This window comes from Kitasatospora sp. NPDC051914, assembly GCF_040680995.1.
Taxonomy (GTDB): domain Bacteria; phylum Actinomycetota; class Actinomycetes; order Streptomycetales; family Streptomycetaceae; genus Kitasatospora.
The window spans coordinates 335,868-358,265 of sequence record NZ_JBFAXX010000001.1 but is presented as its reverse complement, the minus strand read 5'-3'; the positions used below and the strand labels follow the sequence as shown (position 1 = coordinate 358,265).

Annotated in this window: 22 protein-coding genes and 3 tRNA genes; 10 read left to right on the top strand and 15 right to left on the bottom strand. The window is 73.2% G+C overall.

The features are described from left to right. The first annotated feature begins 41 nt into the window (after positions 1-41). Entirely contained in the window at positions 42-713 is a 672-nt protein-coding gene (locus AB0M03_RS01815; RefSeq protein WP_363487247.1) for a hypothetical protein, read from the top strand. A gap of 330 nt (positions 714-1,043) precedes the next feature. After that, positions 1,044-1,415 (top strand): fic family toxin-antitoxin system, toxin component, encoded by a 372-nt coding sequence (locus AB0M03_RS01810; RefSeq protein ID WP_363487245.1) that lies wholly within the window; start codon positions 1,044-1,046, stop codon positions 1,413-1,415. Positions 1,416-1,418: 3 nt separating this feature from the next. Here AB0M03_RS01810 and AB0M03_RS01805 read toward each other — a convergent pair whose 3' ends face one another. Next, the gene (locus AB0M03_RS01805; RefSeq protein ID WP_363487243.1) at positions 1,419-2,261 is read right to left on the bottom strand and encodes a hypothetical protein; all 843 of its coding nucleotides are present in this window, start codon (positions 2,259-2,261) and stop codon (positions 1,419-1,421) included. Positions 2,262-2,484: 223 nt separating this feature from the next. Between AB0M03_RS01805 and AB0M03_RS01800 the strand changes: the two genes are divergently transcribed. Together AB0M03_RS01800 and AB0M03_RS01795 are read left to right on the top strand one after the other, a co-directional pair. Beyond that, entirely contained in the window at positions 2,485-4,287 is a 1,803-nt protein-coding gene (locus AB0M03_RS01800) for an HSP90 family protein (RefSeq protein WP_363487241.1), read from the top strand. Then, a complete protein-coding gene (locus AB0M03_RS01795) occupies positions 4,284-6,377 on the top strand; it encodes a hypothetical protein (protein WP_363487239.1) in 2,094 nt (697 codons plus the stop codon). The genes AB0M03_RS01800 and AB0M03_RS01795 overlap by 4 nt, the downstream gene beginning before the upstream one ends. Before the next feature lie 298 nt (positions 6,378-6,675). On the opposite strand, the gene AB0M03_RS01790 is transcribed toward AB0M03_RS01795, so the two are convergent. The 4 genes from AB0M03_RS01790 to AB0M03_RS01775 all read right to left on the bottom strand — a co-directional run bounded on the left by AB0M03_RS01790 (position 6,676) and on the right by AB0M03_RS01775 (position 10,832). Continuing rightward, a complete protein-coding gene (locus AB0M03_RS01790; RefSeq protein WP_363487237.1) occupies positions 6,676-7,200 on the bottom strand; it encodes a hypothetical protein in 525 nt (174 codons plus the stop codon). 526 nt (positions 7,201-7,726) lie between these two features. Next, positions 7,727-8,494, bottom strand: a complete 768-nt coding sequence (locus tag AB0M03_RS01785) for a class I SAM-dependent methyltransferase (RefSeq protein ID WP_363487235.1) — start codon at positions 8,492-8,494, stop codon at positions 7,727-7,729. 78 nt (positions 8,495-8,572) lie between these two features. Beyond that, positions 8,573-9,541: an endonuclease/exonuclease/phosphatase family protein gene (locus AB0M03_RS01780; RefSeq protein WP_363487232.1), complete on the bottom strand. Its 969-nt coding sequence runs from the start codon at positions 9,539-9,541 to the stop codon at positions 8,573-8,575. Positions 9,542-9,581: 40 nt separating this feature from the next. Then, positions 9,582-10,832 (bottom strand): hypothetical protein, encoded by a 1,251-nt coding sequence (locus tag AB0M03_RS01775; RefSeq protein WP_363487230.1) that lies wholly within the window; start codon positions 10,830-10,832, stop codon positions 9,582-9,584. Between the two features lie 477 nt (positions 10,833-11,309). Here AB0M03_RS01775 and AB0M03_RS01770 point away from each other — a divergent pair, with 477 nt between their 5' ends. Further along, a complete protein-coding gene (locus AB0M03_RS01770) occupies positions 11,310-12,176 on the top strand; it encodes an AraC family transcriptional regulator (RefSeq protein WP_363487228.1) in 867 nt (288 codons plus the stop codon). 222 nt (positions 12,177-12,398) lie between these two features. On the opposite strand, the gene AB0M03_RS01765 is transcribed toward AB0M03_RS01770, so the two are convergent. Further along, positions 12,399-13,289: a GNAT family N-acetyltransferase gene (locus tag AB0M03_RS01765; protein WP_363487226.1), complete on the bottom strand. Its 891-nt coding sequence runs from the start codon at positions 13,287-13,289 to the stop codon at positions 12,399-12,401. A gap of 75 nt (positions 13,290-13,364) precedes the next feature. Next, positions 13,365-14,162, bottom strand: coding sequence for a leucine-rich repeat domain-containing protein (locus AB0M03_RS01760; RefSeq protein ID WP_363487224.1), 798 nt, complete (start codon positions 14,160-14,162; stop codon positions 13,365-13,367). A gap of 119 nt (positions 14,163-14,281) precedes the next feature. Between AB0M03_RS01760 and AB0M03_RS01755 the strand changes: the two genes are divergently transcribed. Next, positions 14,282-14,839 (top strand): hypothetical protein, encoded by a 558-nt coding sequence (locus AB0M03_RS01755; RefSeq protein ID WP_363487222.1) that lies wholly within the window; start codon positions 14,282-14,284, stop codon positions 14,837-14,839. A 57-nt stretch (positions 14,840-14,896) separates the two neighbouring features. Here AB0M03_RS01755 and AB0M03_RS01750 read toward each other — a convergent pair. From AB0M03_RS01750 to AB0M03_RS01740, 3 genes are all read right to left on the bottom strand, one after another. After that, positions 14,897-14,979, bottom strand: a tRNA-Tyr gene (locus AB0M03_RS01750). Positions 14,980-15,051: 72 nt separating this feature from the next. Next, positions 15,052-15,136, bottom strand: a tRNA-Ser gene (locus tag AB0M03_RS01745). Between the two features lie 12 nt (positions 15,137-15,148). Beyond that, a tRNA-Gln gene (locus AB0M03_RS01740) sits at positions 15,149-15,221 on the bottom strand. 369 nt (positions 15,222-15,590) lie between these two features. On the opposite strand from AB0M03_RS01740, the gene AB0M03_RS01735 reads away from it, so the two are divergent. Next, the gene (locus AB0M03_RS01735) at positions 15,591-16,481 is read left to right on the top strand and encodes a hypothetical protein (RefSeq protein WP_363487220.1); all 891 of its coding nucleotides are present in this window, start codon (positions 15,591-15,593) and stop codon (positions 16,479-16,481) included. A 22-nt stretch (positions 16,482-16,503) separates the two neighbouring features. On the opposite strand, the gene AB0M03_RS01730 is transcribed toward AB0M03_RS01735, so the two are convergent. The 5 genes from AB0M03_RS01730 to AB0M03_RS01710 all read right to left on the bottom strand — a co-directional run bounded on the left by AB0M03_RS01730 (position 16,504) and on the right by AB0M03_RS01710 (position 20,403). Further along, on the bottom strand, positions 16,504-16,722 hold the full coding sequence (locus AB0M03_RS01730) for a hypothetical protein (protein ID WP_363487218.1): 219 nt from the start codon (positions 16,720-16,722) through the stop codon (positions 16,504-16,506). Then, entirely contained in the window at positions 16,723-17,802 is a 1,080-nt protein-coding gene (locus AB0M03_RS01725) for a HAMP domain-containing sensor histidine kinase (protein WP_363487216.1), read from the bottom strand. Continuing rightward, positions 17,795-18,490 carry a response regulator transcription factor gene (locus AB0M03_RS01720; RefSeq protein WP_363487214.1) on the bottom strand — a complete coding sequence of 232 codons (696 nt, stop codon included), beginning with the start codon at positions 18,488-18,490 and terminating at the stop codon, positions 17,795-17,797. The genes AB0M03_RS01725 and AB0M03_RS01720 overlap by 8 nt, the downstream gene beginning before the upstream one ends. A gap of 123 nt (positions 18,491-18,613) precedes the next feature. Then, positions 18,614-19,294, bottom strand: a complete 681-nt coding sequence (locus AB0M03_RS01715) for a VanZ family protein (RefSeq protein ID WP_363487211.1) — start codon at positions 19,292-19,294, stop codon at positions 18,614-18,616. Positions 19,295-19,488: 194 nt separating this feature from the next. Then, a complete protein-coding gene (locus AB0M03_RS01710; RefSeq protein WP_363487209.1) occupies positions 19,489-20,403 on the bottom strand; it encodes an ABC transporter substrate-binding protein in 915 nt (304 codons plus the stop codon). Between the two features lie 293 nt (positions 20,404-20,696). Here AB0M03_RS01710 and AB0M03_RS01705 point away from each other — a divergent pair, with 293 nt between their 5' ends. Genes AB0M03_RS01705 through AB0M03_RS01695 form a run of 3 tightly spaced genes read left to right on the top strand, consistent with a single transcriptional unit; the run spans position 20,697 to position 22,398 of the window. After that, positions 20,697-21,308, top strand: a complete 612-nt coding sequence (locus AB0M03_RS01705) for a helix-turn-helix domain-containing protein (RefSeq protein ID WP_363487207.1) — start codon at positions 20,697-20,699, stop codon at positions 21,306-21,308. Next, the gene (locus tag AB0M03_RS01700) at positions 21,305-22,216 is read left to right on the top strand and encodes an SDR family oxidoreductase (RefSeq protein ID WP_363487204.1); all 912 of its coding nucleotides are present in this window, start codon (positions 21,305-21,307) and stop codon (positions 22,214-22,216) included. Before AB0M03_RS01705 ends, AB0M03_RS01700 begins: the two co-directional genes overlap by 4 nt. A 5-nt stretch (positions 22,217-22,221) precedes the next feature. After that, a complete protein-coding gene (locus AB0M03_RS01695) occupies positions 22,222-22,398 on the top strand; it encodes a hypothetical protein (protein WP_363487202.1) in 177 nt (58 codons plus the stop codon).

Below are 22,398 nucleotides of genomic sequence, written 5' to 3'. Positions count from 1 at the left end.
AGGATCGAGGAGGGGGACCGTCCACGGAGCTTGGAGGGAAGTTGTTGGGACACCTGGGCGAAGGACGGGGAGAACGTCCGGCCGGCCGCAGCATCGGGTACTTCGCGGGAATCGCCCCCTGGGTCGTCTTCGACGTGGTGGCGGGCCCGAGCACCTGGGAGTACGCGGCCCTGGCCGCCCTGGTCACCGGCGTCGTCCTGGGCTGGCCGACGGGCGGGCGGCGGGGATGGAAGCTCCTGAACGTGGTCGGGATCGCCTTCTTCGCGGTCATGACCGTGCTGGCGCTCGTCCTGGACCAGCAGGACCTGGACTGGTTGGAGACGTACGCGCAGGTCATCTCCTCCGGCGTGCTGGCGGTGGTGGCGTTCGCCTCGCTGCTGTTCGACCCGTTCACCGCCCAGTACGCGCGGGAGTCGGTCCCGGAGGAGTACTGGGACAACCCGGTCTTCCGGCACGTCAACCGGGTGCTCACCGCGGTGTGGGGACTGACCTTCGCGCTGATCTCGGTGCTGGGGGCGATCGCGGTGCACACGACCGGAGGGGACGACTGGCTCAACTGGGTGATCCCGGTCGTGCTGATCGTGGCCGCCGTCAAGTTCACCGTCCACTACCTCGGCGCGGTGCGCCGCCGGACGGCGGACGTCCCCGGGACCGGCGACGGGGATCCGGCCGGAGCGCCCCGCGGCCGCGAGCAGCGCCGCGGGCCGGGCTGACGACCCGCTGCCCGTCGGCACCTCGCGGGCCGGGGCTCCGCCGTGACCGGCGGGGCCGCGGCCACCGGCTTGCCGCGACGGCCGACCACTCTCGGCGGGACGGCCGGGTGAGCCACCAGCGCCTCGCCGAGCTGCTCGGCGTCTCGCGCGAGGCGGCCCGGGTGCGGGTGCACCACTCCGCCGGCGGCCCGCGCCTCCCGGGTGGCGAGCCGTCGGCGGCCGCCTGCTATCACCTGCTATCTTCGGCGGTATGGCGAAGACTCAGGTGGGCGCCCGCAGGGGCGGGGCCGCCGACCGCGGCGGCCGTCCGGCCCGCGGGATCGAGGCGGCGTGATCCTGCACGTCGATCTCGCGTGGATCCTCGAGGTGGCCGAGCGGGCGGGGGTGGGCGATCCCGCTCCGGTCGACTACGGCGTGGCGATCGCCGCCGTGGAGCGGCACCGGGCGGTGGTCGCCGGGCGGGACGTCTACGACGGGGCCTTCGCGAGGGCCGCGGCCCTCGCGCACACGCTCGGCCGGCTGCCCTGGCTGGAGCGCTCCAACCTCCGGGTGGCCGTGGCCGTCGCGCACGGCTACCTGGTGGCCAGCGGGGTCGCGGTCAGGCTGGACCAGGAGCGGGTCACCTCCATGGCCGCCGAACTGGGGCGCGCGGGCTCCACCGCGGCCGACCTCGCCGCCGTCCTGCGGACCTGGGCGGCCTGAACATCAGCCGGTCCCGAGCCCCGCACGGCGGGCGAGCCGGCGGGCGCGGGCGGCGGCCAGGTCGCGGCGCAGTTCGTCCTCCGGGATCTCCGGCGGAAGGCCGCGGGCCCCGGGGTTCTGCCGCCGGCAGTCACATGGCCTGCGGTGGGTACGGCCCTCGGTCGTGGTGTCCAGCGCCGCCAGCGCTTCGGTGAGGCGGGTGCTGCCGCAGCCCTCGGCGGCGTCCCACGCCCGGTCGGCCGCCTCCAGCAGCCGCAACTCCCAGTGCAGGACGCAGTACGGGCAGGCCGGCCACGGCTCCCGGTTCACCGCCACCAGCTCCCTCAGGGCGTCGCCGGCCGGTTCGGGCACAGCACCGCCGTCGGCCGCCCGCAGGAGCAGGAGGCCGGCCGTCTCCGGCCCCAGCGGGTCGCACCAGAGGAGCTTGAGCATCCCGGAGGCCAGGACCTCGTCGCCGTGGTCCGGATCGGGCGCGACCAGGAGGACACGGGTCATCAGCTGCTGGTCCCCGGGCACCTCGCGCTCCCCCGCCCTGCGCCGCACCTGCCAGTCCAGCTCGAACCGCGCACTGCCCCCGCCGTCCACGGGCTCCACCGGGAACTCCAGGACGCACTGCCGACCGACACGCACCACCGGTGTGAGCTCCACCCCCGTCACCGCACCGTCCGCGGCCTCGTGCAGCAGCCGCGTCCGTACCACCGGACGGCCCAGCGGCATCACCAGCCGCAGCACGACCGCGCGGGCCGGCCCGCCGGGCGCCGGCGGGAGCACCTCCACCACCGACCGGCCGCCGTCCAGGCCGACCGGCACCAACTCCTCGTGTTCGACGACCAGCTGTCGATCCATCAGTGCCCCCGTCCCGCCGACGCCTCCACCGGGACGACGCCCGCGTCGGCCGACCGGTTGCACACCGCCCGGCAGGCCGGGCATCGGACGTGGCCGGAGCCGCTCGAACGGCTCGACGGGCCGGGCCCGGAACACCGCACCGCGAACGGGCGGTCGAAATTCACTCCCTTGTGTCGGCGGCCGGCCCTAAGGTGCATCCCAGCCAAGATCAGGGAGCATGTCCGTGAGCCAGACCTTCCGCGTCGATCTGCGGGGAATCGTCGATCTGCTGAGCCATCACCTGTACACCAGCCCGCAGGTGTACGCCCGCGAGCTGCTGCAGAACGCGGTCGACGCGATCACCGCCGTCCGCCGGGACGCCGCGGGGACGGCGCCGCACAGCGGCCGGATCGCCATCACCTCCGGCGACGCGACCGGGGACGGTTCGCTGACCGTCAGCGACAACGGCATAGGCCTGAGCGAGGCCCAGGTCCACGAGCTGCTGGCGACCATCGGCCGCAGCTCCAAGCGCGACGACCTGGGCTTCGCCCGGCACGAGTTCCTGGGCCAGTTCGGCATCGGCCTGCTGTCCTGCTTCATGGTCTCGGACGCGATCGAGGTGACCACCCGCCGCGCCGGCGAGCCCACCGTGCTGTGGCGCGGCCGCTCCGACGGCGGCTACGAGGTCGAGCGGGCCCCGGCCGACCGGCAGCGCGAGGAGGTCGGCACCACCGTCACCCTGCGCCCCCGCCCCGGCTGCGAGCACTTGCTGACCCGCCGCGCGGTGACCGGGCTGGTCACCCACTACGGCGCGCAGCTGCCGCACCCGGTCACGGTCGACGGCGAGACCGTCACCGGCGGCCGGGCCCCGTGGGAGCGGCCCGACGGGGAGAGCCCGGCCGCGCGCCGGGCCCGGCTGGAGGCCTACTGCGAGGACGTCTTCGGCTTCACGCCGTTCGACGTGGTGGACGTCGCCGTCGCCGAGGCCGGCCTGCGCGGGGTGGCGTTCGTGCTGCCGATGCCGGCCAACCCTGCCGTCCCCGCCGCCCACCGGGTGTACCTGAAGCAGATGCTGCTGTCCGAGGGCGCCGAGCGGCTGCTGCCGGAGTGGGCGTTCTTCGTCCGCTGCGTGGTGGACACCGCCGAACTCCGGCCCACCGCGAGCCGCGAGGCGCTGTACGAGGACTCGCTGCTGGAGGCCACCCGGGACGCGCTCGGCGAGCAGCTGCGCGGCTGGCTGGTGCGGCTGAGCGTGCAGGAGCCGGCCCGGCTGCGGGCGTTCCTGCGCGTGCACCACCTGGGCGTCAAGGCGCTCGCGCTGCACGACGACGAGATGCTGCGCCTGGTCACGGAGTTCTGGCCGATGGAGACCAACGTCGGCCCGCTCACCCTCGCCGAGTTCACCGACCGCTACGGGCTGCTGCGGTTCACCCCGCTGCTCGACGAGTTCCGCCAGCTGGCACCGGTGGCCGCCGCCCAGGGCCTGGCCGTGGTCAACGCCGGCTACGTCTACGACGCCGAGCTGATCGACCGGCTCGCCACCACGGACCGGCAGTTGGAGGTCGAGCAGCTGCGCGCCGCCGACCTGGCCACGCACCTGGAACGGCTGGACGCGGCCGAGGAGCAGGCGCTGGCACCCGTCCTGGCCGGGGCCGACCGGGTGCTCGCCCGGCTCGGCTGCGACCTGCTGGTGCGCTCCTTCGAGCCGTCCGGCCTGCCCGCCCTGTACCTGCTGGACGAGGACACCGCGTTCCAGCTGGACGTCCGCGGAGCCCGCGAGCAGGTGGACGAGACCTGGGCGGCGATCCTCGGCAGCTTCCAGTCCGCCGCCGAGCCCCGGCCCCGCCTGGTGCTCAACCACCGCAACCCGCTGGCCAGGCAGGTGCTGACGCTGACCGACCCCGGGCTGCAGGAGATGTGCCTGGAGGGCCTGTACGTCCAGGCCCTGCTGCTCGGCCACCACCCGCTGCGCCCGGCGGACACCGCGGCGCTCAACCAGTCCTTCCTCGGCCTGATCGGCCGGGCCGTCGCCGGGGGTGCCGCATGAGCCGTACCGAGCAGGAACTGCAGGAGCTCTACCGCAGCACCCACGGCATGCCGGCCGGCCCGGCGAAGTTCGCCGCGCTGGAGGAGGTGATCCGCCACGCCGACGCGCTGGGGCTGGTGGAGTTCGCCTTCGGCGTCCGCATGTCGGCCACGTCGGTGTTCCAGCACAGCTGGGTGCCGTCCAGGGCGTTCCTCACCTTCTCCTGGTGCCTGGCCGCCTACGACCGGGAGCCCGAGCGCTTCGCCGGCCACCACGAGCACACGCTGCTCTGGCAGTTCAAGTGGATGGTCTACAGCGTCCAGCAGTTCCCCGACGTCCCGCTCGGGCGGACGCTCGACCTGCTGGACGACATGGAGCGGCGCTACCGCCGCGGCGGCCACAGCATGCACGCCGTCCTCCAGCACCGCGGCCTGGTCGCCGAGAGCCTCGGCGACCTCGAGCAGGCGCAGGACTTCTACGAGCAGATGGCGCTGACCCGCCGTGACGGGCTGTCCGACTGCTCCGGCTGCGTGCCCAGCAGCCAGGTGCGGACGCTGGTGGCGCTCGGCCGGGACGAGGAGGCGATCCGTATCGGCGAGCCCGCTCGGCGCTCCGGCTGCACCGAGCAGCCGCAGTGGATCAACTCCGAGCTGCTGCTGCCCTACGTCCGCACCGGCCTCGGCGAGCAGGCCGCCGAGGCGCACCGCAGCGCCTACCGCCGCATCCGCGACAACCCGCACCACCTGGGCGAGTTGGCCTCCAACGTGCTGTTCTGCGTGTACTCCGGGAACCTGGGACGCGGCCTCGACCTCGTCGAGCGCCACCTGTCCTGGCTGGACCGCGCGCGCACCCCGTTCGCGGAGATGGAGTTCGCCGCGGCGGCCGCAGCCGTCCTGTCCGCCGTGGAGGCCGGGGGCGAGGGTGCGTCGACCCTGCGCTTCCCCGCGGTGGAGGGCCGGCGCCGCCCGGACGCCCGGGTCGCCGACCTCGCCGCGGAACTGCGGGCACGGGCGCTGTCCGTCGCGGCCCGCTTCGACACCCGCAACGGCAACACGTACCAGAGCACCCGGATGCGGGAGTGGATGAACGCCGGGCCGATCGGCGAGCCGACCCCGCTGTCCGTCTTCGAGCGGGGCCTGCAGGACCGCGGCGGCGAGAAGGTCCGCCGGCTGGTCGACCGGGTCGCGGCACTGACCGCCGCGGGCGACCTCGCCGGGGCCGCCCGCACCCGCGTCGCAGCCGCCGAGGCACTGCTGGCCGACGAGCGGAACGCGGAGGCCGCGGAGGCCGCCGAGGAGGCCGTCCGCGAACTGGACCGCCTCGGGCTGGCCGGCGAGGCTGCGGTCTGCCGCTGGCTGCTGGCCCGCGCCCACCGCGAGGACGGCGAGTGGCGCCGGGCCGCGGCAGCCCTCGGCGAACTCCTGGACTCGCAGGATCCGCAGACCGCTTCTCCGGCCCTGCCACCGCGCCCCGAACTCGAGGCCCGCCTCGGTGAATGGCTGGGCCACGGCCCGGAGGCGGCCGCCCGGTACCTGTCCGCCGCCCGCGGTTTCGCCGCCGCCGGCCGGGACGCCGACCGGCTCTCCGCCCTCGCGCAGGCACTGCGCCGCCACCCGTGGGGCGGCACGGGCCCCGCCTCCGACACCCTCGCCGGCCTGTTGGGCGAAACCGGCAGCGTCCTCGACGATCTCCTCGGCGAGGCGGCCGACGGCGGCCCCGCCGTCGCGGAGGAGGCGGACACGGACACCGTCGCCGAGCTCCTGCTCCAGTACGCCCGCCACCTGCGGTCCGCCGGCCGCCACCGCGAGGCCGCCGACCGGCTGCTGACCGCCCGCACCCTGCTCGAACGCCGGCCGCCGGCCGAGACCGAGGGAGCGCTCAACGCGGTGCTCACCGAGCTCGGCGAGGTGCACCTGCGGCTCGGCGACCCCGCCGCCGCCGAAGAGGCCGCCCGGGCCGCACTCGACGTGCTGGACGACCCGGGCGACGCCTGGGAGGAGATCCTGGTGCTGGTCAGAGCCCTGAAGGCCCGCGGCGCCGACCAGGAGGCCGCCGAACTCCTGAGCGCCCACGGCCTGGACGAGACCGACCTGGACGACGAGGAGGACTGACGGGAACGGCGCAGGGTTCGCGCGGGGCGGTGGCCGGGGAGCGCAGGCGGCGGTCCTCGGCGGCCTGTCCGCCGGCCTCCTCGCCGGCCGGATCGGCGCCCGCGGCGCCCTGACCGTCGCGGCCGCCGCCTCCGCCGCCGTGGTCGTCGGGCTGCTCCCCTCCCCCGTCGTCCGCCTGCGCACCCTGCCGTCGGCGCCGAGGGAGGAGCCCTCGCTCCCCGAGTGACGAACGTCTCCCCGCTGCCCGGGGCCGTGCCCGGGGCAGCGGGGGCCGTCCAGGACCGACCGCGTGCGGCGGCTACGCCGTGGGGATCTCCAGCAGCAGGCCGCCGTCGAGGCGCTCCTGCATGTACCGGCCGTGCGCGGCGCACACGACGACCGTTCCGCCCTGCTCGTCCATCGCCAGGAAGGTCCCCGGCTCGCCGCACGGGCCCTGGGACCGGTCGTAGCCCCATCCGGCGCCGCACCCCTCGCACCAGGACCGGCTGCCCTCCGCCCTCAGCGCCGACCCGCAGCGGGGGCAGATCCCCCACCACGCCGTGCACGACCCCTGCCACTGGGCGGCACGCACCCGCGCCAGTTTCTCGGCCGCGGTACCGATCCGCCGTGCCGCCTGAGCGAGGGCGTCGTCCACTGCACCCGGCAGGGACGCCCGCACGGCGCGCGGCAGGCCCGGCTGCTGTCTCAGCCGCTCCCGCATCGCGGCGACGTCCCGCGCCAGGGCGTCCGCGCGCGCCTGCAGGTCCCGTAGTTCCGCCGGAGTCGGCTCGTCACCGCCTCCGACGGGATCAGCATCCGTGAACAGCCCCATCACCCCCGACACGGCCCCCGCGTGCAGGATGCCGACACACTCCGGTGCGGCGCCCCATCGGCGGTGGCCACCCACAAGAAACATCGTGATCAAACCATGGCATTCGCGTGCCGACAAGAGACAACCGTCACGCTGCACACATACGCCATCACGACCGGCACGACCGGCAGTCGCGCCACACCGGAGTGTCGCAGACTCGGACCGGACAGGCATCCGCCGGGTGGCGGTGAACGCGGGAACCGCCGGAACGCGGGGCGTCGGGGGTGCAGCTCCACGCGCAGCCCGACGCCCTCGCGCAGCCCGCACACCGGATCGGCGTCGCCCCGCCGGCCCGGCCCGCAGGCCCTGGATCACCCGCCCGCGGAAGATCGTCCCCACGACAGCGGCGAGGACGGGACGACCCGGGTCAGGCAGGGCCCGTACACCGTCGAGCCGCGCTGCACGAAGTACGCCGCGTCGGACACCACGGCGACGTCCGGCCGGAGAGCGGTGCTGCCGTTCCGGCATCGCAGCCGGCCGGCCCGGACGCTGCGGGGTGCTACAGCCCGTTGCGGCGGCGGGCGAGGTGGACGGTGATGTCGGCGGACAGCTCGACGGTGTCGGGGAGGGTCTGCAGGATGCGGGCGAACACCTGCTGCCGGTGCGGGGCGGGCAGGACGAGGTAGGCGGAGACGGTGGACAGGTGGCCGACGTAGTCGTGGGCACTCAGCGTCAGGCGCCGTGCGATCACGTGCTGTTGGACGTCGGTGAACCACTCGGAGCGCTGCAGTTCCGTGCCCGGCCACTGCATGTCGTGCTCCGGGGGTGTCCCGTCCGGGGACGGGATCTCGTCGGTGTCCAGGTACGGTGCCCTTGCGGTGCGGACGGCTTCCTCCACGGCCGGGTCGGCCGACCGGACCGGGCCGCCGAACGAGGCGAACACGCCGCCCGGTTCCAGCAGTGCGGCCGTGCGCGGCCACCGGCCCTCCGGGTTCGTCCAGTGGAGTGCGGCTGCGGCGTAGACCAGGCCGTACGTCTCGCCGGGCCGCAGGTCCTCGAAGGCGGCCTGCACCGTTCGGACGCTCGGCGGAACGTGCTTGCGCAGCTCGGCCAGCATGGCCCCGTCGGGTTCGGTGGCGGTGACGGTGACGCCCCGTCGGGCGAACAGACGGGTGGCCTTGCCCGTCCCGGCACCGATCTCGAGAGCAGAGAGGAGGGGACGGCCGGCGTATGCCGTCACCATGTCGAACAGTTCGGCGGGGTACCCCGGCCGGTGCCGTTCATAGGCTTCCGCGATGGTCCCGAAGCTCAGTGCTCGACCGGACATGCCGAGCATCATGGCACGGGCGGCACCGCCGGCGCAGGGCGACGCCGCCCGGACGTCGGCGCCGGCCCCGCGGCAGGGCTACAGGTCGAACTTCGCGATGACGGGTGAGTGGTCGGAGGGCTTGTCGTGCGCGGCGGCCGGGTGGGCCTCCGTGACGTTCGGGAGCTTCTCGTTGCCGGTGGAGACCTCCGTGACCTTGGCCAGCAGGGCGTGGCTGATCATGATGTGGTCGATCAGTTCGTGCTGGCCCTCGAAGACCCGGGAGAAGCCGCCCTGTTCGAGGATGCGCGGTGCGAGGTTCCACAGCCGCTTGGCGTCACCCTGGTCGGGGTGTGCGAAGCCGCCGGTGCCGATCTGGGAGCCGGGCGGGCCGTAGAGGATCTGGGTGGTGGCGGCCTTCCAGTCGTCGTTGAAGTCGCCCAGCACGATCACCTCGCGCGTCTTGCCGTCGCCCTGCAGCAGGTCGTCGGCCAGGTCGCGCATGGTGACGGCCTCGGCCCCACGGCGGAACAGCGCGTAGGCGGCGAAGCGGGCGCGCAGGCCTTCGTCGTGGGTGCTGTGCCCGCCGCCGGGGAAGGTGAGCAGCTTCGACTTGAGGTGGCAGACCGCCACGTGGACGCTCTGGCCGGGGGTGGGCTCGATGCGGACGGCGAGGCCGCCGCGGCCCATCTCGTCGATGGTGGTGCCGTCGTCGTCGACCTGGACACCGCCGAGGTGGGCGGGGAAGGCGAGCCGCTGCCGGACGTCCAGCAGCGGGCTGCGGCTGATGACGCCGACCCGGATGCCGCGCGGGTCCGGGTGGTCGGACACCGCGGTGTTCCAGGTGCCGGGCAGCGCGGCCACGAGGTCGTCGAGGGCCTCCTGGCTGCCGACCTCCTGGACGCCGAGCAGGTCAGGCGCGATCTCGGAGACGACTCCGGCCAGGGCTTCGACCTTGGCCTCGTAGGCCGCCTGGTCCTTCGCGGCGCACTTGTCGGGGTTGGGCGGAGTGCCGGCCGGCAGGGGCCGGCAGAAGTTCTCCACGTTCCAGGTTCCTATGGTGATCACGGCTGTTCCCTTCGCCGTCGACCGGGCTGCGGACAGCCCGTCAGTTGCCGACCCGGAATTCGTACTTGTCGGCGAGCTTCTGCATGGACTCGAGGTCCGGGTGTCCGTCGGCGTCGGCTCCGGCGAAGCCGCAGTGCTCCTGCCATTCGGCGTAGGCCCGGAGCGTCAGGGTGCCCCAGGAGCCGTCGGCCCAGCGGGAGTCGAGCAGCCCTTCGCCCTCCAGCGCCTTCTCGACCACGAGCACCTGTTCCCAGCTGTACGAGCGGTGGCCGGTCGGCGCCAGGACGTCCGCGGCGATGGCGTGCTCCAGCTGGCCGAGGTACACCCAGGGCCTGGGGTCCTGGGCGTCCGGGCCCGACGTGGCCGGCGGAAGATCGGTGTACGAGGCGGAGGTCCGGCCGCCCCAGCGGGGGTCGGCGGAGAGCCGCCCCTCCGGGAACGGCGGGCAGCCGTACCCGTACACCCGCACCTCGCGGCGGCGGATCGGCCCGCGCTTGTAGACGCCGTCGCCGTTGCTCGCACCGGTGAGGTTGGTGTTGCCCCCGATCGTCCAGATGTGCTCGTGGTCGAACCGGTGGACCCGCTCGATGTGGGAGCCGCCGGGGCCGTACTGCTCGCCGGCCGCGCCGTAGAACACCTCGGCGCCGACCATCGGGAACTCCGACCACCAGCCCTTCTGCTTGTAGTACCGCACTCCGTCCGGGCAGGAGGCGGACAGCTTGCAGTAGTCCTCGAGACCCGCGCGCCAGGTGCCCCAGGACTGGAAGACGTAGCACCAGGGCTGGTTCTGCCACCACGCCGGCGCCTTGCCGGCGTCGATGAGCTCCTTGGCGTACTTGTTGTGGTTGTTCGAACCCTCCTTGTATCCCGCCTCGGTCATCAGCAGCTCCAGGCACCTGCGCAGGCCGGACCTGGACGGACGCGGCCCGACGGAGCCGCCGTTCGGCAGGAAGTCCCGGTAGCGGCCGCTGGTGTACGTCGACCACGGCGACCAGCCGTGCGCCTGGGTCTGGATCGCACGTGCGACCTTGGCGTTGTAGGTGGGCCCGCGCAGCGCCGCCTCCACCCTCAGGCTGTCGGGGAACCCGAAGTCCTGCGGGCGGCGGAGCGACCTGATCTGGAACAGGCCGATGCTGGGACCCCACTTCGCGTTGGCCGGGTTCTCGTCGCCGACCGCTTCCGGCCGACCGGTCGACTCGGCCATCGCCACCGCGGCGGCAACGTCGACCTCGCTCTCCTCGAACCCCACCTCACGCGACAGATGGCGGAGTTCTTCGTACGACAAAGCCATTTCGGAACACTTCTTCCGAAGAACACCCCGAAGAGGACGGATGCGTCGACGGCGGTGACCGTGACTCGGATCGCGACGCGCCGGGGCTGGGGCGCGCTGTCCGCCGTGGCCGACCCGGGGCAGCCGGACCGGCGGCAGGGCGCCCTCGGCGCTGCGCGCAGGGAAGGGCGGGCTCGTGTGTCCGCCCCGCCCCTCCATTCTCCCCCGCTCAGCGGGCCGCACAACTGTGCTCACTCGCTGTGACAACGAACCCGCGCTTCGCTCCGGCTCCGTGACGTTCCGTCACAGTGGGGTGCGGTCGCAGCGGCCCGCGGTCATGGCCCGGGCGGTCGCTGCGGTTCACTACCTGCTGCACGCCTGCCCGGGCGGCCCCGCCACTCGGCGCGGTCGGCGACCAGACCGGAACGGGCACAGGATGTCGGGTGGGCGGCCGGCGCGGCGGCCTAGCGTGGACGGCAGAACAGGAAGGAGACCGGGGTGCTGGAGCGGTTGAACCAGGCCATGGAGTACATCGAGGGCCACCTCGGCGAGGAGATCGAGGCGGCCGAACTCGCCCGTGTCGCGGCGACGTCGGAGTACCACCTGCGGCGGCTGTTCTCCGCACTGGCGGGCATCCCGCTGTCGGAGTACGTCCGGCGGCGGCGCCTGACCCTCGCCGGTGCCGAAGTGCTGGCCGGGCGACGGACACTGCTCGACATCGCGGTGCGCCACGGCTACGGCTCCGGCGAGGCGTTCGCCCGGGCGTTCCGCGCCATGCACGGCGTCGGGCCGCGTGAGGCCAGGGAGACCGGCGCAGCGCTGCAGTCCCAGCCCCGGATGTCCTTCCGCCTCGTCGTCGAAGGGAGTAGCAGTATGCGGTACCGGATCGTGGAGAAGGAGGAGTTCCGGGTGGTCGGGTGCAGGGTGACCGTCCCGCTGGTGCACGAGGGGGTGAATCCGGCGATCGCCGCCTTCATCCGGGGCCTCGGCAAGGAGACCGTGCAACAGATCGCGCAGCTCAGCGACCAGGAGCCGGCCGGGGTGGTGTCGGTGAGCGTGCTGCCTGCCACGGGGCGCGCCGAGGGGATCGACGTCGACTACTACCACGCGGCGGTGACCGGCCGTCCGGCGCCCGAGGGTCTGGACGCGCTCCCGGTGCCGGCCGGGACGTGGGCGGTGTTCGACAGTTCGGGGCCGTTCCCGCAGGCCCTGCAGTACATGTGGCGGGACGTGTTCACCCAGTGGTTCCCGTCCAACCCGTACGAGAGCAGGCCGGGCCCGGAGATCCTCAGTACCCGGCTGTCGCCGGACGGCGCGCATGCCGATGCCGAACTGTGGATTCCCGTGGTGCGCAGCACGCCCTGACGCCGGCGTTCCGGGCCCGGCCGGCTCACCCCTGGGGGTGCGCCGGCCGGGGCCGCTGCCGGACCGCCTCGTCGATCGAGAGCCGGGCGTGGCCCCGTCGCACCGGTCCCGTGGCGTAGGTGGTCCTGCCCGCCCCGGGAAGTCCGTACATCAGCACCACCGTGCTCGCTTGCCCTGCCACGAAGCCGGGTCAGCCCCGCGGACGGCGGAGAGCCGCAGGCTTCAGAGGAAGTGCCCGCTGGCGAGGTAGGGGGCCGGGACGGGCATGCCGCGGACGGCGATGTAGCCCTCCTGGCCGATGTCGAGGCGGGCGGCCAGGCCGACGTCGATCGCCCATTCGTTGGGGGTGGTGATGCAGTTGACCAAGGTGTCGCCCTGCGAGGAGGCCAGGGCCTCCCACAGCAGCTTCCGTGCGGTCTCCGGGTGGGCGGCGGCCAGCAGCGAGGCCCGCCCGCGGTCGTCGATGTAGACGTATCCCGGCTTCGCCGTGTCCCGGGACACGACCAGCCGCAGGGTGTCGAGCATGTAGCCGTGGTCGGGGCCGTGGCCGGCCAGGCGCAGGTCCCGGTCCAGCCGGTCCATCCACTCGAAGTCGTCGGCCCGGCCGTCCTGCAGGCCGTGGACCGCGGGGAGCGTGGACCGGTCGACGGTGCCTACCATCCGCATCTCCGGGTGCAGGGAGAATCCCGCCAGCCGGTACCGGCGGGTGGCACCCGCATGGACGCTCGAGGAGAAGATGCCGGGGCGTCCGTCGGCGTGACGGAGCGCGGCGTCCATCAGCCGCTTCCCGATGCCGCGGGCCTGGTGGCTCGGCAGCACGCCGTAGGTCGCGAGGATCCACAGGGGCCCGCGGTTCTGCGAGACGGCGAAGCCCACGACCTCGGAGGCGCCGGACTCCTCCGCCACGGCGACCCAGCAGCCTCCCGGGTCGACGCCCAGGTAGTACCGCATGCGGTCGATCCACTGCTGCGAGGCAACTGCCGAACGCGGCCTGGCCTCCGGGTCGCTGACCCGCCGGGTGCTCCGCTCCGCCTCGAAGAACGTCACCGCGGATGCGCGTTCCACCGAGGCGAGATCGTCCTCGCGCATCGGCCTGACCAGAACCGACTCCATCCCCCCACCGTAGGGACCGGCCCGGTCCGGTCGCATCCGGTTATTCGGACTGTCCCGGGGGCGTCAGCGGGTCCATCAGTCGGCCGGCGGCTGGTCGACGCCCGGCCCGCCGGTGTGCGGCACCCGGACGTAGCCCTCGGCCGGCACGGGCAGGGCATCGATGCACGCCGCCGAGCAGGCATTGACCAGCAGCGGCAGGACGTCGGCGCCCGACGTCCGCAGCGAGATCCAGACCTGGCGGAGGTCCACCGCCTCGGTGGGTCGGTCACAGACGCTGCACGTGCGGATCGCGGCCGCGCCCCACACACCGGGGTCGAGGTCCTCGACGCCCCGAGCGTCAGCCGCTGCGGCCGACAACAGCGGAAAGGGCGGCCGGTGCTTGTAGTTGCCGTAGAGCGCGCGGGTGCTCACCGTGCTGCGCTCCAGCTTCGGGCACCGTGTGATCTCGTACGGGAACCAGTGCAGCCGGTACGAGGTGTACGGGGTGAACTCCTCAAGGCTCGTCATCGCACCGATCTCGGGCGGGATCCGCACCAGGTTGCTGCCGTACAGCACCAGGTGCTTCACCGAGGTGAGCTTGGCGATGGTCGGCGGCAGGGTGACGACCTGTCGCCGCTGTTCCGCCGTGAGCTCCACCAGCGGCTTGAAGACCTCCCGCCCGTCGGCCGCCGCCTCCTCTACCAGTTCCAGCAGGCGTATCCATCCCGGCGCCGTGGTGTCCTGACGGTCCGAATGGAATTCGACCCGCCGCCGCGGCCTGCTGCCACGCTGCGCGACACAGTTGCAGAAATCACGCGCCGGGACGGCACCGTCGGAACCGACGGCGTCGGCCCAGCGGTTCGAGAACACCTGCGGAGTCGGTTCCTCACTCATCCGCTCACGGTAGCGCCACCGTCCGGCCCGCAGTCACGGGATCGGCCTCGGCCACCCGAGTGGCCGGAGGCTCATCGGCAAGGGTGGTGGCGGTTCAAGGGAAGGTGCATGGCTGTGGCATGCTCGCCCGCATGATCTCTGCCCCGGACAACGGCTGGTCGTTCGCCACGGCGCGAGAGCCGGCCCGGTTCGGCGCGTGCCAGGTGAACGGTGTTCCAGGGGTCGACCATGCGACAGGCGCGCGTGGGACGCTGTGCGGCATATCGGCCCGGTGCATCACGCGCTATCTGCATCTGTTCCAACCCGACGCCCTGCAGTCCTGTCGGCGGTGCCGCCGGCTGGCTGCCGCTGCCCCGACACAGCCGTGCGTTCAGGAGCGCCTTCACGAGCGGGTCCTGAACGCGGCGCCGGGACGACTCCGCGACGACCTGCTCGCGACACTCCGCGAAGGGGCGAAGGTCCGATTGTGGATCAGCGGCCCGGCCGCAGATCTGATGAAGGACTACGCGAAGCTCGACCGGCTGACCGACGGTGCGGGGCCCGCCGCGGAGGCACTGGGCTCGGCCGCAACGGCCGGGCTGGCCCTCGTCGAGGACACCCGGTGGCGGTTTCTCGTCGTCCTTCCGGATGCCGGAGGGCACCCGCTTCTCGCACGCGGGCCGATCGACCTCGACTGACACGCTCACGGCCCCCGGTCGGCAGACCGGCTCGTTGAGCGCTCGTGGTCGAAGGTGTGGTGGGCGAGGGCGGATTCGAACCGCCACAGCCGAAGCGGGGGTTTTACAGACCCTTGGGCTCTCCAGTGCCCAGCTCGCCCCTGGCGGAGGGGACCGCGGCCGGTGCAGCCTGCCGGCCGCGGTCCCCTCCGTGAACTGCTGCTCGTGCTGCGCGGAGAGTGCGCGGATCGAACGCGCGCGGGTGTGACCCCGACGACGGCTTAGCAAGCCGCTGCCTTACCACTCGGCCAACTCTCCTGGTGTATTGCGCTGCCGGACGAGGATTCGAACCCCGAACTTCCTGATCCAGAGTCAGGCGTGCTGCCAGTTGCACCATCCGGCACGGGTGGGCGGCACGAAAAAGGGCCGCCCGGGCGGGGAGCGGTCCCCTCGGGCGGCCCGGCCACAGGGGCCGGTCAGCGCGCTACGAGGACGTCCCGCTGTACTGGGAACTCGAGGAGCGCTGATAGGACTGGCCACGGGTGGTGGTGTTCACGGTCGCGCTCCTTCCTGGTCGTCCGGCGCGATGCACCTACTGTGCCGCACGCCCGATCGAGGGGACAACCGGTTTTGGGGCCACCCAGGCCGCATGCCGCGGGCGGGCGGTTTCGGTTATTCGGGGGCCTGCTGCGGATCTCCTGTTCTGTGCGGGTGTGCGCAGTCGCCCGTGCCCTGCATCTCGGCAGTGCCGTTCTACCGGAAAGAGGCCCCGATGGCCGCGTCTCCTCGCCCGTACTCCCGTGGCTGGGCCCTGGCGTCCGCGATTCCCGCGGTGCTCGTCCTCGCGCTCGCCGCGTGGGCCCGGTCCCCTGCGCCCGCACGGACCGCGCCGCCGTCCCCCGGCAGCGCCGCGACGGCCGTTCCGCCGGTGGCCGTGGTGCCCGCGGCCGATCAGGGGCTCGCTGCCGAGGTGGGCGGCTACCGCCTGGAGTCGGCGGTCGCCGAGCTTCCGGCCGGGCGGCCGGTGGGGTACCCGTTCAGCGTCACCGGGCCGGACGGGCGGACGGTCACCGACTTCGCCGACGTCCAGACCAAGAAGGTGCACTTCTATGCGATCCGCTCGGACCTCACCGGCTATCAGCACCTGCATCCGGCGATGGCACCGGACGGCGGGTGGACGGCCGACCTGGCCGCGCTCGACCCGGGCAGCTGGCGGCTGTACGCCGCGTTCACGCCCGCGACGGGCCCGCGCAAGGGGCGCGAGACGGTCCTCAGCCGCACGGTGACCGTCCCGGGCGCCGCCGCCACCGCTCCCCTGCCCGCCGCGGCGGGCAGCGCCACCGCCGACGGCCACACCGTCGCCCTGCAGGTGGCGCCGGCGGCGGGCGGGAGCCACCGGATCACCGCCACCGTCAGCGCGGACGGCCGGCCGGTCACCGACCTCCAGCCGTACCTGGACAGCTACGCCCACCTGAGCGCCTTCCACGAGGGGGACCAGGCGCTGGCCCACCTCCACCCGATGAACCCGGTGACCGGAAACGGCGGCGGGCCCGTGCTGACCTTCCACGCCATGCTCGGCAGCCCGGGGAACTGGCGGCTCTTCCTCCAGTTCCAGACCGGCGGCCAGGTGCACACCGCGGCGCTCACCATCCGCATCCCCTGACACCCGGGGCGGCGGGCAATTCCTACGGCCCGACCCGGCCGGCGCGGGACTCCGGGTGGCGCTGCTCGGCGAGGCTGGCGGTGGACTTCGCGGCGCGCCGGTAGTGCTCGTACGCTGCGGCCGTCTTCGCCGGGCTGGCCTGTCCGACCCTGGCCGTGCGCCCGGCGCCCCGGACCACCGCGGCCCCGGTGCCCGGGTACGAGGCGACCCGCCCGTAGCGGCGCCGGGCTCGGGGGCGCACCTACGGCGTGCCGGGGAGCCGGACCGTGACGAGGAGACCGCCGGCGGGTCGGGGGGCCAGGTCGAGGGTCCCGCCGTGGGCGCGGACGATGCTGTGCACGATGGCCAGGCCGAGGCCGACGCCGGCGTGCTCGTCGGTGCGTACGCGTTCCGTTCCGCGCCGGAAGGGTTCGGTGAGGGTCGGTACCAGTTCCGGTGGGAGCCGGCGGCCCGTGTTCTCGACCCGCAGCACGCTCGTGTCGCCGTGCGTCCCGGTGTGGACCGTCACGGTGCCGCCGGCGGGGAGGTTGTGGACGACGGCGTTCTGGACGAGGTTCGTCACCATCCGCAGCAGGAGCTCCGCGGAGCCGCTCGTCCGGGCCGCCCCGCCGGTGACGTCGAGCGTGATCCGGCGCTGTTCGGCGAGGGGAAGCAGCGTTTCGGCGGCTTCCTCGGCGACGAGCGAGAGGTCGACGCTCTCGCGCGGGAAGTCACCGCGGTCGCCGCGGCTGAGCAGCAGGAGGGCCTCGGTGAGGTCGATCGCCCGCGCATTGACGGCGTACAGGCGTTCGACGAGTTCGCCCCGGTCCCGCGTGGGGTCCTTGCGGGCGACGTCGAGGAGCGTCCGCGAGATCGCCAGCGGGGTGCGCAGTTCGTGGGAGGCGTTCGCGGCGAACCTCTGCTGCTCGGCGACGTGGGACTCGAGCTGTTCGAGCATCGAGTCGAACGCGTCGGAGAGCTCACGGAATTCGTCCTGGCGGCCCTCCATGCGGATCCGGTGGGACAGCGCCCCGTTCCCGGCCGTCCGTGCCGCGGCCGTGATCCGGGTGAGCGGCGCGAGCATCCGGCCGGCCAGGAACCATCCTCCGACCAGGCCGAACACCAGGAGGAAGACCATCGCCACGGCCGCAGCGGGGGCGAAGGTGTGCACGAGGAGGTAGCGGTTGGGCGAGATCCCGAGCAGGCCCTGGCTGTTGTCGGGCACGTAGCGCAGCAGGAACATCCACACCACGGCCAGCAGGAGGGTGCCGGCGACGAAGAGGAATCCGGCATAGCTGAGGGTGAGCTTCAGTCGGACGCTGAGCCCCGGACGTCTAGGCATGCGCACTGCCGGGGGCGGTGGTGTCCGTGCCGGCGTCGATCCGGTAGCCGACGCCGGGCACCGTGGCGATGATCCACGGTTCGCCGAGCCGCCGCCGCAGGGCGGAGACGGTGATGCGCACGGCGTTGGTGAGGGGGTCGGCGTTCTCGTCCCAGGCCCGTTCCAGCAGCTCCTCGGCGCTGACGACCCCGCCCTCGGCGGCGACGAGGACTTCCAGCACGGCGAACTGTTTGCGGGTGAGCGCGACGTAGCGTCCGTCGCGGAAGACCTCCCGGCGGAAGGGATCGAGCCGCAGCCCCGCGATCTCGCGGACCGGGGGCCGGGCGTACGCGCGTCTGCGGTCGAGCGCCCTCAGCCGCAGGACGAGCTCCCGCAGGTCGAACGGCTTGGTGAGGTAGTCGTCGGCGCCGAGCTCGAACCCGGAAGCCTTGTCGTCGATCCGGTCCGCGGCGGTGAGCATGAGGATCGGGATGCCGCTGCCGGAGGCGACGATGCGCCGGGCGACCTCGTCGCCGGAGGGGCCGGGGATGTCGCGGTCGAGGACCGCGAGGTCGTAGGAGTTGACGCCGAGCAGTTCCAGGGCGGAGTCGCCGTCGCCGGCGATGTCGGCGGCGATCGCCTCCAGCCGCAGGCCGTCACGGACGGCTTCGGCCAGGTAGGGCTCGTCCTCCACGATCAGTACGCGCATGCCCGAAGCCTAAGCAGCAGGACATATCGCCGACGTATGCAAGGACGTGTGCGCACCGGTCCAGGTCGAGGCGTGGCGGAGCAGGCGGGGAGGTCCGCGCCGGGCCGAGAACCCGTACCGCGACTACTCGCGCCCGGACGGCGCTTCCGCCGCGGTGCGCCACCAGCGGCGCGACGCCAGTGCGGCCAGCACGGCGCCGGCGGCGTTGACCAGGACGTCGTCCACGGAGGACACCCGGTCCAGCTGCAGGACGTACTGTGCGGTCTCGACCAGGACCGAGCAGCCCGCCCCGAGTGCCAGGATCCGCGGCACGGACGCCAGCGCCGCGAACCGCATCGGGGCGAAGAACCCCAGCGCCGCGAAGACCAGCAGGTTGCCGACCGTCCCGAGCGGCCCCATCGTGAGCAGGTCCCGCAGCGGTACCAGGCTCACCCGGCCGGGGACGGTACCGGCCCCGGCGCCCGGCATCATGGTCAACCAGAGGAACGGCACCGTCCCGTGGACCATGCCGACCTCGGCCAGCGACATCGGCCACGCCGACGCGACGCCGGCGGCACGCCGACGGCGCGCCAGGGCCCACGCCACCAGCGCGGCCAACGGCAACGTGACCAGCGTCATGAGCACCACACCGTTGAACGTGTCGAAGCAGCCGTGCCACCGCCCGGCCATGCACCTCGGAGCGGACATCATCAGCGGCCGCCGCACGACGAACGCGGCGCTCGCCAGACCGAGGACCGCCAGGCCGGTGAGCACGATCCTGCGCGTGCGGCGGGGCGGTGCCGGCAGGGATGCGGTGTGGTTCATGCCCCCATTGGAGCCGGAGGGCCGTTGCGGTGGCGTATGCGATTTTCGATATGCCCGCGATACACGGAGCCCCGGCATCGGGGAACCGCGCGAGTCGGTGGGTGCGGCGCCGCTCCCTCCGGTTCGCGCGGTTCTCCCCCAGCCTTCGGCCGGGAGGTGCCCCCACGCCCCTCACGGGGTGCCCGACTGCCGGATCAGCTGGTGCCTCCGTTGACCACCGGGCTCTGGATGGCGCCCACGGTGAGCTTCCGCCGGGTGAGGATCTCCTCGTACGTCCCGTCGGCGACCAGCCGCCGCATCGCCTTCGCCAGGACGTCGCGCAGCTGCTGGTCGCTCTTGCGCAGGGCGATGCCGTACGGCTTGGGCTGGAGCTGCGGCCCTGCGATGTCGAAGGCCTGGCCGCCTGCCACCGCCTGGGAGTTGTAGAGCGCCTTGGGGTAGTCGGTGACGTAGGCGTCGGCCCGGTTGCTGCGCACGTCGTCCATGGCTGCGGCGTCGTCCGTGGTCTCGAGGACCTTCAGCGGCTTGCCGAGGCCGTCGCAGACGGCCTTCTGCCGGACGGCGAGGTCGTTGTGCGTGGTGCCCTTCTTCACGGCGACGCCGTGTCCGCACAGGTCGTCGATCTTGGCGATCTTCTCGGGGTTCCCCTTGCCGACCATGATGCCGATGCCGGCCATGTAGTAGTCGACGAAGTCGACCCCGTCGTTGACCTGCTTGCCGCTCTTGTCCAGCCCCTGGCGGCGGTTGAGGTTGTCGGTGATGCCGGACATCGCGATGTCGTACTTCTTCTCCAGCAGCCCGGGCAGCACGTTGCTGAACGGGCCGACGTCCTGGAACTCGAGCTTGACGCCGAGGACCTTGGACATGGCGGCGGCGAGGTCGGGGTCCAGGCCGTCCGGCCCGCCGTCCGGGCCGCGGAAGACCACCGGTGCGGCGGTGAGGGAGGCGCCGACGTGGATCACGCCGGCCTTCTTGACGGCCTCGGGGAGCTGTTCGTGGAGGTCCGCCTCGCCCTTCGCGGAGCTGCCTGCGCTGCAGGCGCTCAGCAGGAGGGCGGAGGACAGGACGGCGGTGACAGCGGTGCGGCCGCGCCCGGACAGAGAAGTCATCGTTTTCCCAAGTCTTTGCAGAGCGCGGCAAGTTCGGGACACGACGATGACAGTGGTCCGAAGGCTCTCACTGGCCCCGCTCCGGTGAGATGAGTCGCCTCCGGCCGCCGAGGCCGACCGGGACGGCGCCCGGCGACCTCCGAAGGGACGCTGTACTCGGCTGATCATAATCGAGCGGCCGCGAACGGCTCGCCAGGGGGTCCCCCTGCCCGGCCGGAGCCGGCGCGGCTTGCCGTCCCACGGGTCGGACGCTTTAATGAATGAACAGGCATTTATTAATGGCGGGAGTGGGAATGGCCGGACGCCCTCGTGGGATCGACGACGTGGTGATCCTCCGCGCGGCCGCCGAGGTGGTCGGACGGGTCGGCCCTGCGGGGCTGACGCTGGCTGCCGTGGCCCGGGAGGTCGGGCTGGTGCCCGGCACCCTCGTCCAGCGGTTCGGTTCCAAGCGCGGTCTCCTGGCGGCGCTCGCCGAACAGTCCGTGAAGGACGCCGACGCCGTGTCCGAGCGGGCGCGCACGGAGCACGGGACGGCACTCGACGCGCTGTCGGCCCTGGTCACCGAATGGCTCGCCCCGATGGACACGCCCGAGCGCTTCGCCAACCACCTGGCCTTCCTGTGCACGGACCTCACCGACCCGCAGCTCCACGAGCACGCCCTGGCAGCACACCTGGCGCAGCGCCGGGCGATCGAACGGCTCCTGGCGGATGCCGCGGCCACCGGTGAGCTCCGGGCCGGCACCGACACGGCAGCCCTGGCCGGGTCCGTCCAGGCGATCACCGCAGGCGCGGGCCTCACCTGGGCGCTGGAACGCCACGGCACCCTCGCCCAGCGCCTCGCGCACGAGCTCGCCACCCTCCTGGCCCCGCACACCGCCCACCACGACAACCCGGAGGAAGCATGACGACCGACCCGCGGCCCCTGGCCGGCAAGGTGGCACTGGTCGCCGGAGCCACCCGCGGCGGCGGGCGGGGCATCGCCGTCGAACTCGGCGCGGCCGGCGCCACGGTGTACGTCACCGGGCGCAGCAGCACGGACGGGCGCTCCGACCTGGACCGCCCGGAGACCATCGAGGAGACCGCCGGGCGGGTCACCGCGGCAGGTGGTACGGGCATCCCCGTCCGCACCGACCACAGCCGGCCGGACGAGGTCCGGGCGCTCGTCGAGCGGATCGCGGCCGAGCGGGACGGGCGGCTCGACGTCCTGGTCAACTCCGTGTGGGGCGGCGATCCGCTGACGGACTGGGAGCACCCGCTGTGGGAGCAGGACCTGGAGACCGGCCTGCGGCTGCTGCGCCGGGCCGTGGAGACCCACGTGATCACCAGCCGGTTCGCACTGCCGCTGATGGTCGCCCGTGGCAGCGGCCTGGTCGTGGAGGTCACCGACGGCAACACCGCCCGCTACCGCGGCTCGTTCTTCTACGACCTGGCGAAGTCGACGGTGATCCGCCTCGCCTTCGCGCAGGCCGCCGAGCTGAAGCCGCACGGCGTCGCAGCCGTGGCGATCACGCCCGGCTTCCTGCGCTCCGAGGCCCTGCTGGACCACTTCGGCGTCACCGAGGCCAACTGGCTGGACGGCGCCGCCCAGGACCCGAACTTCGCGCACTCCGAGACCCCGGCCTACCTGGGGCGGGCGGTGGCCGCACTGGCCGCCGACCCCGACGTCATGGCCAAGTCCGGCCGGGCACTGGCCACCTGGGGCCTGTACCGCGAGTACGGCTTCACCGACGCCGACGGCAGGCAGCCGGACTTCGCCGCCCACTGGGCCGAGAGCCTCGAAGACGAGTACGGCCCGCTCGGCGAACCGCTCTGACGCGGATGGTCCGCTCGTACGCGCCGATCTTCACCGGCGTGACCTTCCGGCTCCGGCCGGCGGCCCTCACCGGCGCAGGAGTCTCCTTGGAGCATGCCTACGTCCCCGGCGCCTGGATCGGCCGGCTGCTCGACCTCCCGGTCGCCGAACGGCTGATCCTCCGTCACCGACGGGACGTCTGA

What these genes read in the sequence shown, in the direction of transcription:
- AB0M03_RS01705 (WP_363487207.1), top strand. Translation starts at nt 20,697, where the DNA reads ATGGCCGGACGCCCTCGTGGGATCGACGACGTGGTGATCCTCCGCGCG.
- AB0M03_RS01775 (WP_363487230.1), bottom strand. Translation starts at nt 10,832, where the DNA reads ATGGCTTTGTCGTACGAAGAACTCCGCCATCTGTCGCGTGAGGTGGGG.
- AB0M03_RS01710 (WP_363487209.1), bottom strand. Translation starts at nt 20,403, where the DNA reads ATGACTTCTCTGTCCGGGCGCGGCCGCACCGCTGTCACCGCCGTCCTG.
- AB0M03_RS01720 (WP_363487214.1), bottom strand. Translation starts at nt 18,490, where the DNA reads ATGCGCGTACTGATCGTGGAGGACGAGCCCTACCTGGCCGAAGCCGTC.
- AB0M03_RS01715 (WP_363487211.1), bottom strand. Translation starts at nt 19,294, where the DNA reads ATGAACCACACCGCATCCCTGCCGGCACCGCCCCGCCGCACGCGCAGG.
- AB0M03_RS01700 (WP_363487204.1), top strand. Translation starts at nt 21,305, where the DNA reads ATGACGACCGACCCGCGGCCCCTGGCCGGCAAGGTGGCACTGGTCGCC.
- AB0M03_RS01695 (WP_363487202.1), top strand. Translation starts at nt 22,222, where the DNA reads ATGGTCCGCTCGTACGCGCCGATCTTCACCGGCGTGACCTTCCGGCTC.
- AB0M03_RS01760 (WP_363487224.1), bottom strand. Translation starts at nt 14,162, where the DNA reads ATGAGTGAGGAACCGACTCCGCAGGTGTTCTCGAACCGCTGGGCCGAC.
- AB0M03_RS01785 (WP_363487235.1), bottom strand. Translation starts at nt 8,494, where the DNA reads ATGTCCGGTCGAGCACTGAGCTTCGGGACCATCGCGGAAGCCTATGAA.
- AB0M03_RS01805 (WP_363487243.1), bottom strand. Translation starts at nt 2,261, where the DNA reads ATGGATCGACAGCTGGTCGTCGAACACGAGGAGTTGGTGCCGGTCGGC.
- AB0M03_RS01735 (WP_363487220.1), top strand. Translation starts at nt 15,591, where the DNA reads ATGGCCGCGTCTCCTCGCCCGTACTCCCGTGGCTGGGCCCTGGCGTCC.
- AB0M03_RS01765 (WP_363487226.1), bottom strand. Translation starts at nt 13,289, where the DNA reads ATGGAGTCGGTTCTGGTCAGGCCGATGCGCGAGGACGATCTCGCCTCG.
- AB0M03_RS01725 (WP_363487216.1), bottom strand. Translation starts at nt 17,802, where the DNA reads ATGCCTAGACGTCCGGGGCTCAGCGTCCGACTGAAGCTCACCCTCAGC.
- AB0M03_RS01755 (WP_363487222.1), top strand. Translation starts at nt 14,282, where the DNA reads ATGCTCGCCCGCATGATCTCTGCCCCGGACAACGGCTGGTCGTTCGCC.
- AB0M03_RS01795 (WP_363487239.1), top strand. Translation starts at nt 4,284, where the DNA reads ATGAGCCGTACCGAGCAGGAACTGCAGGAGCTCTACCGCAGCACCCAC.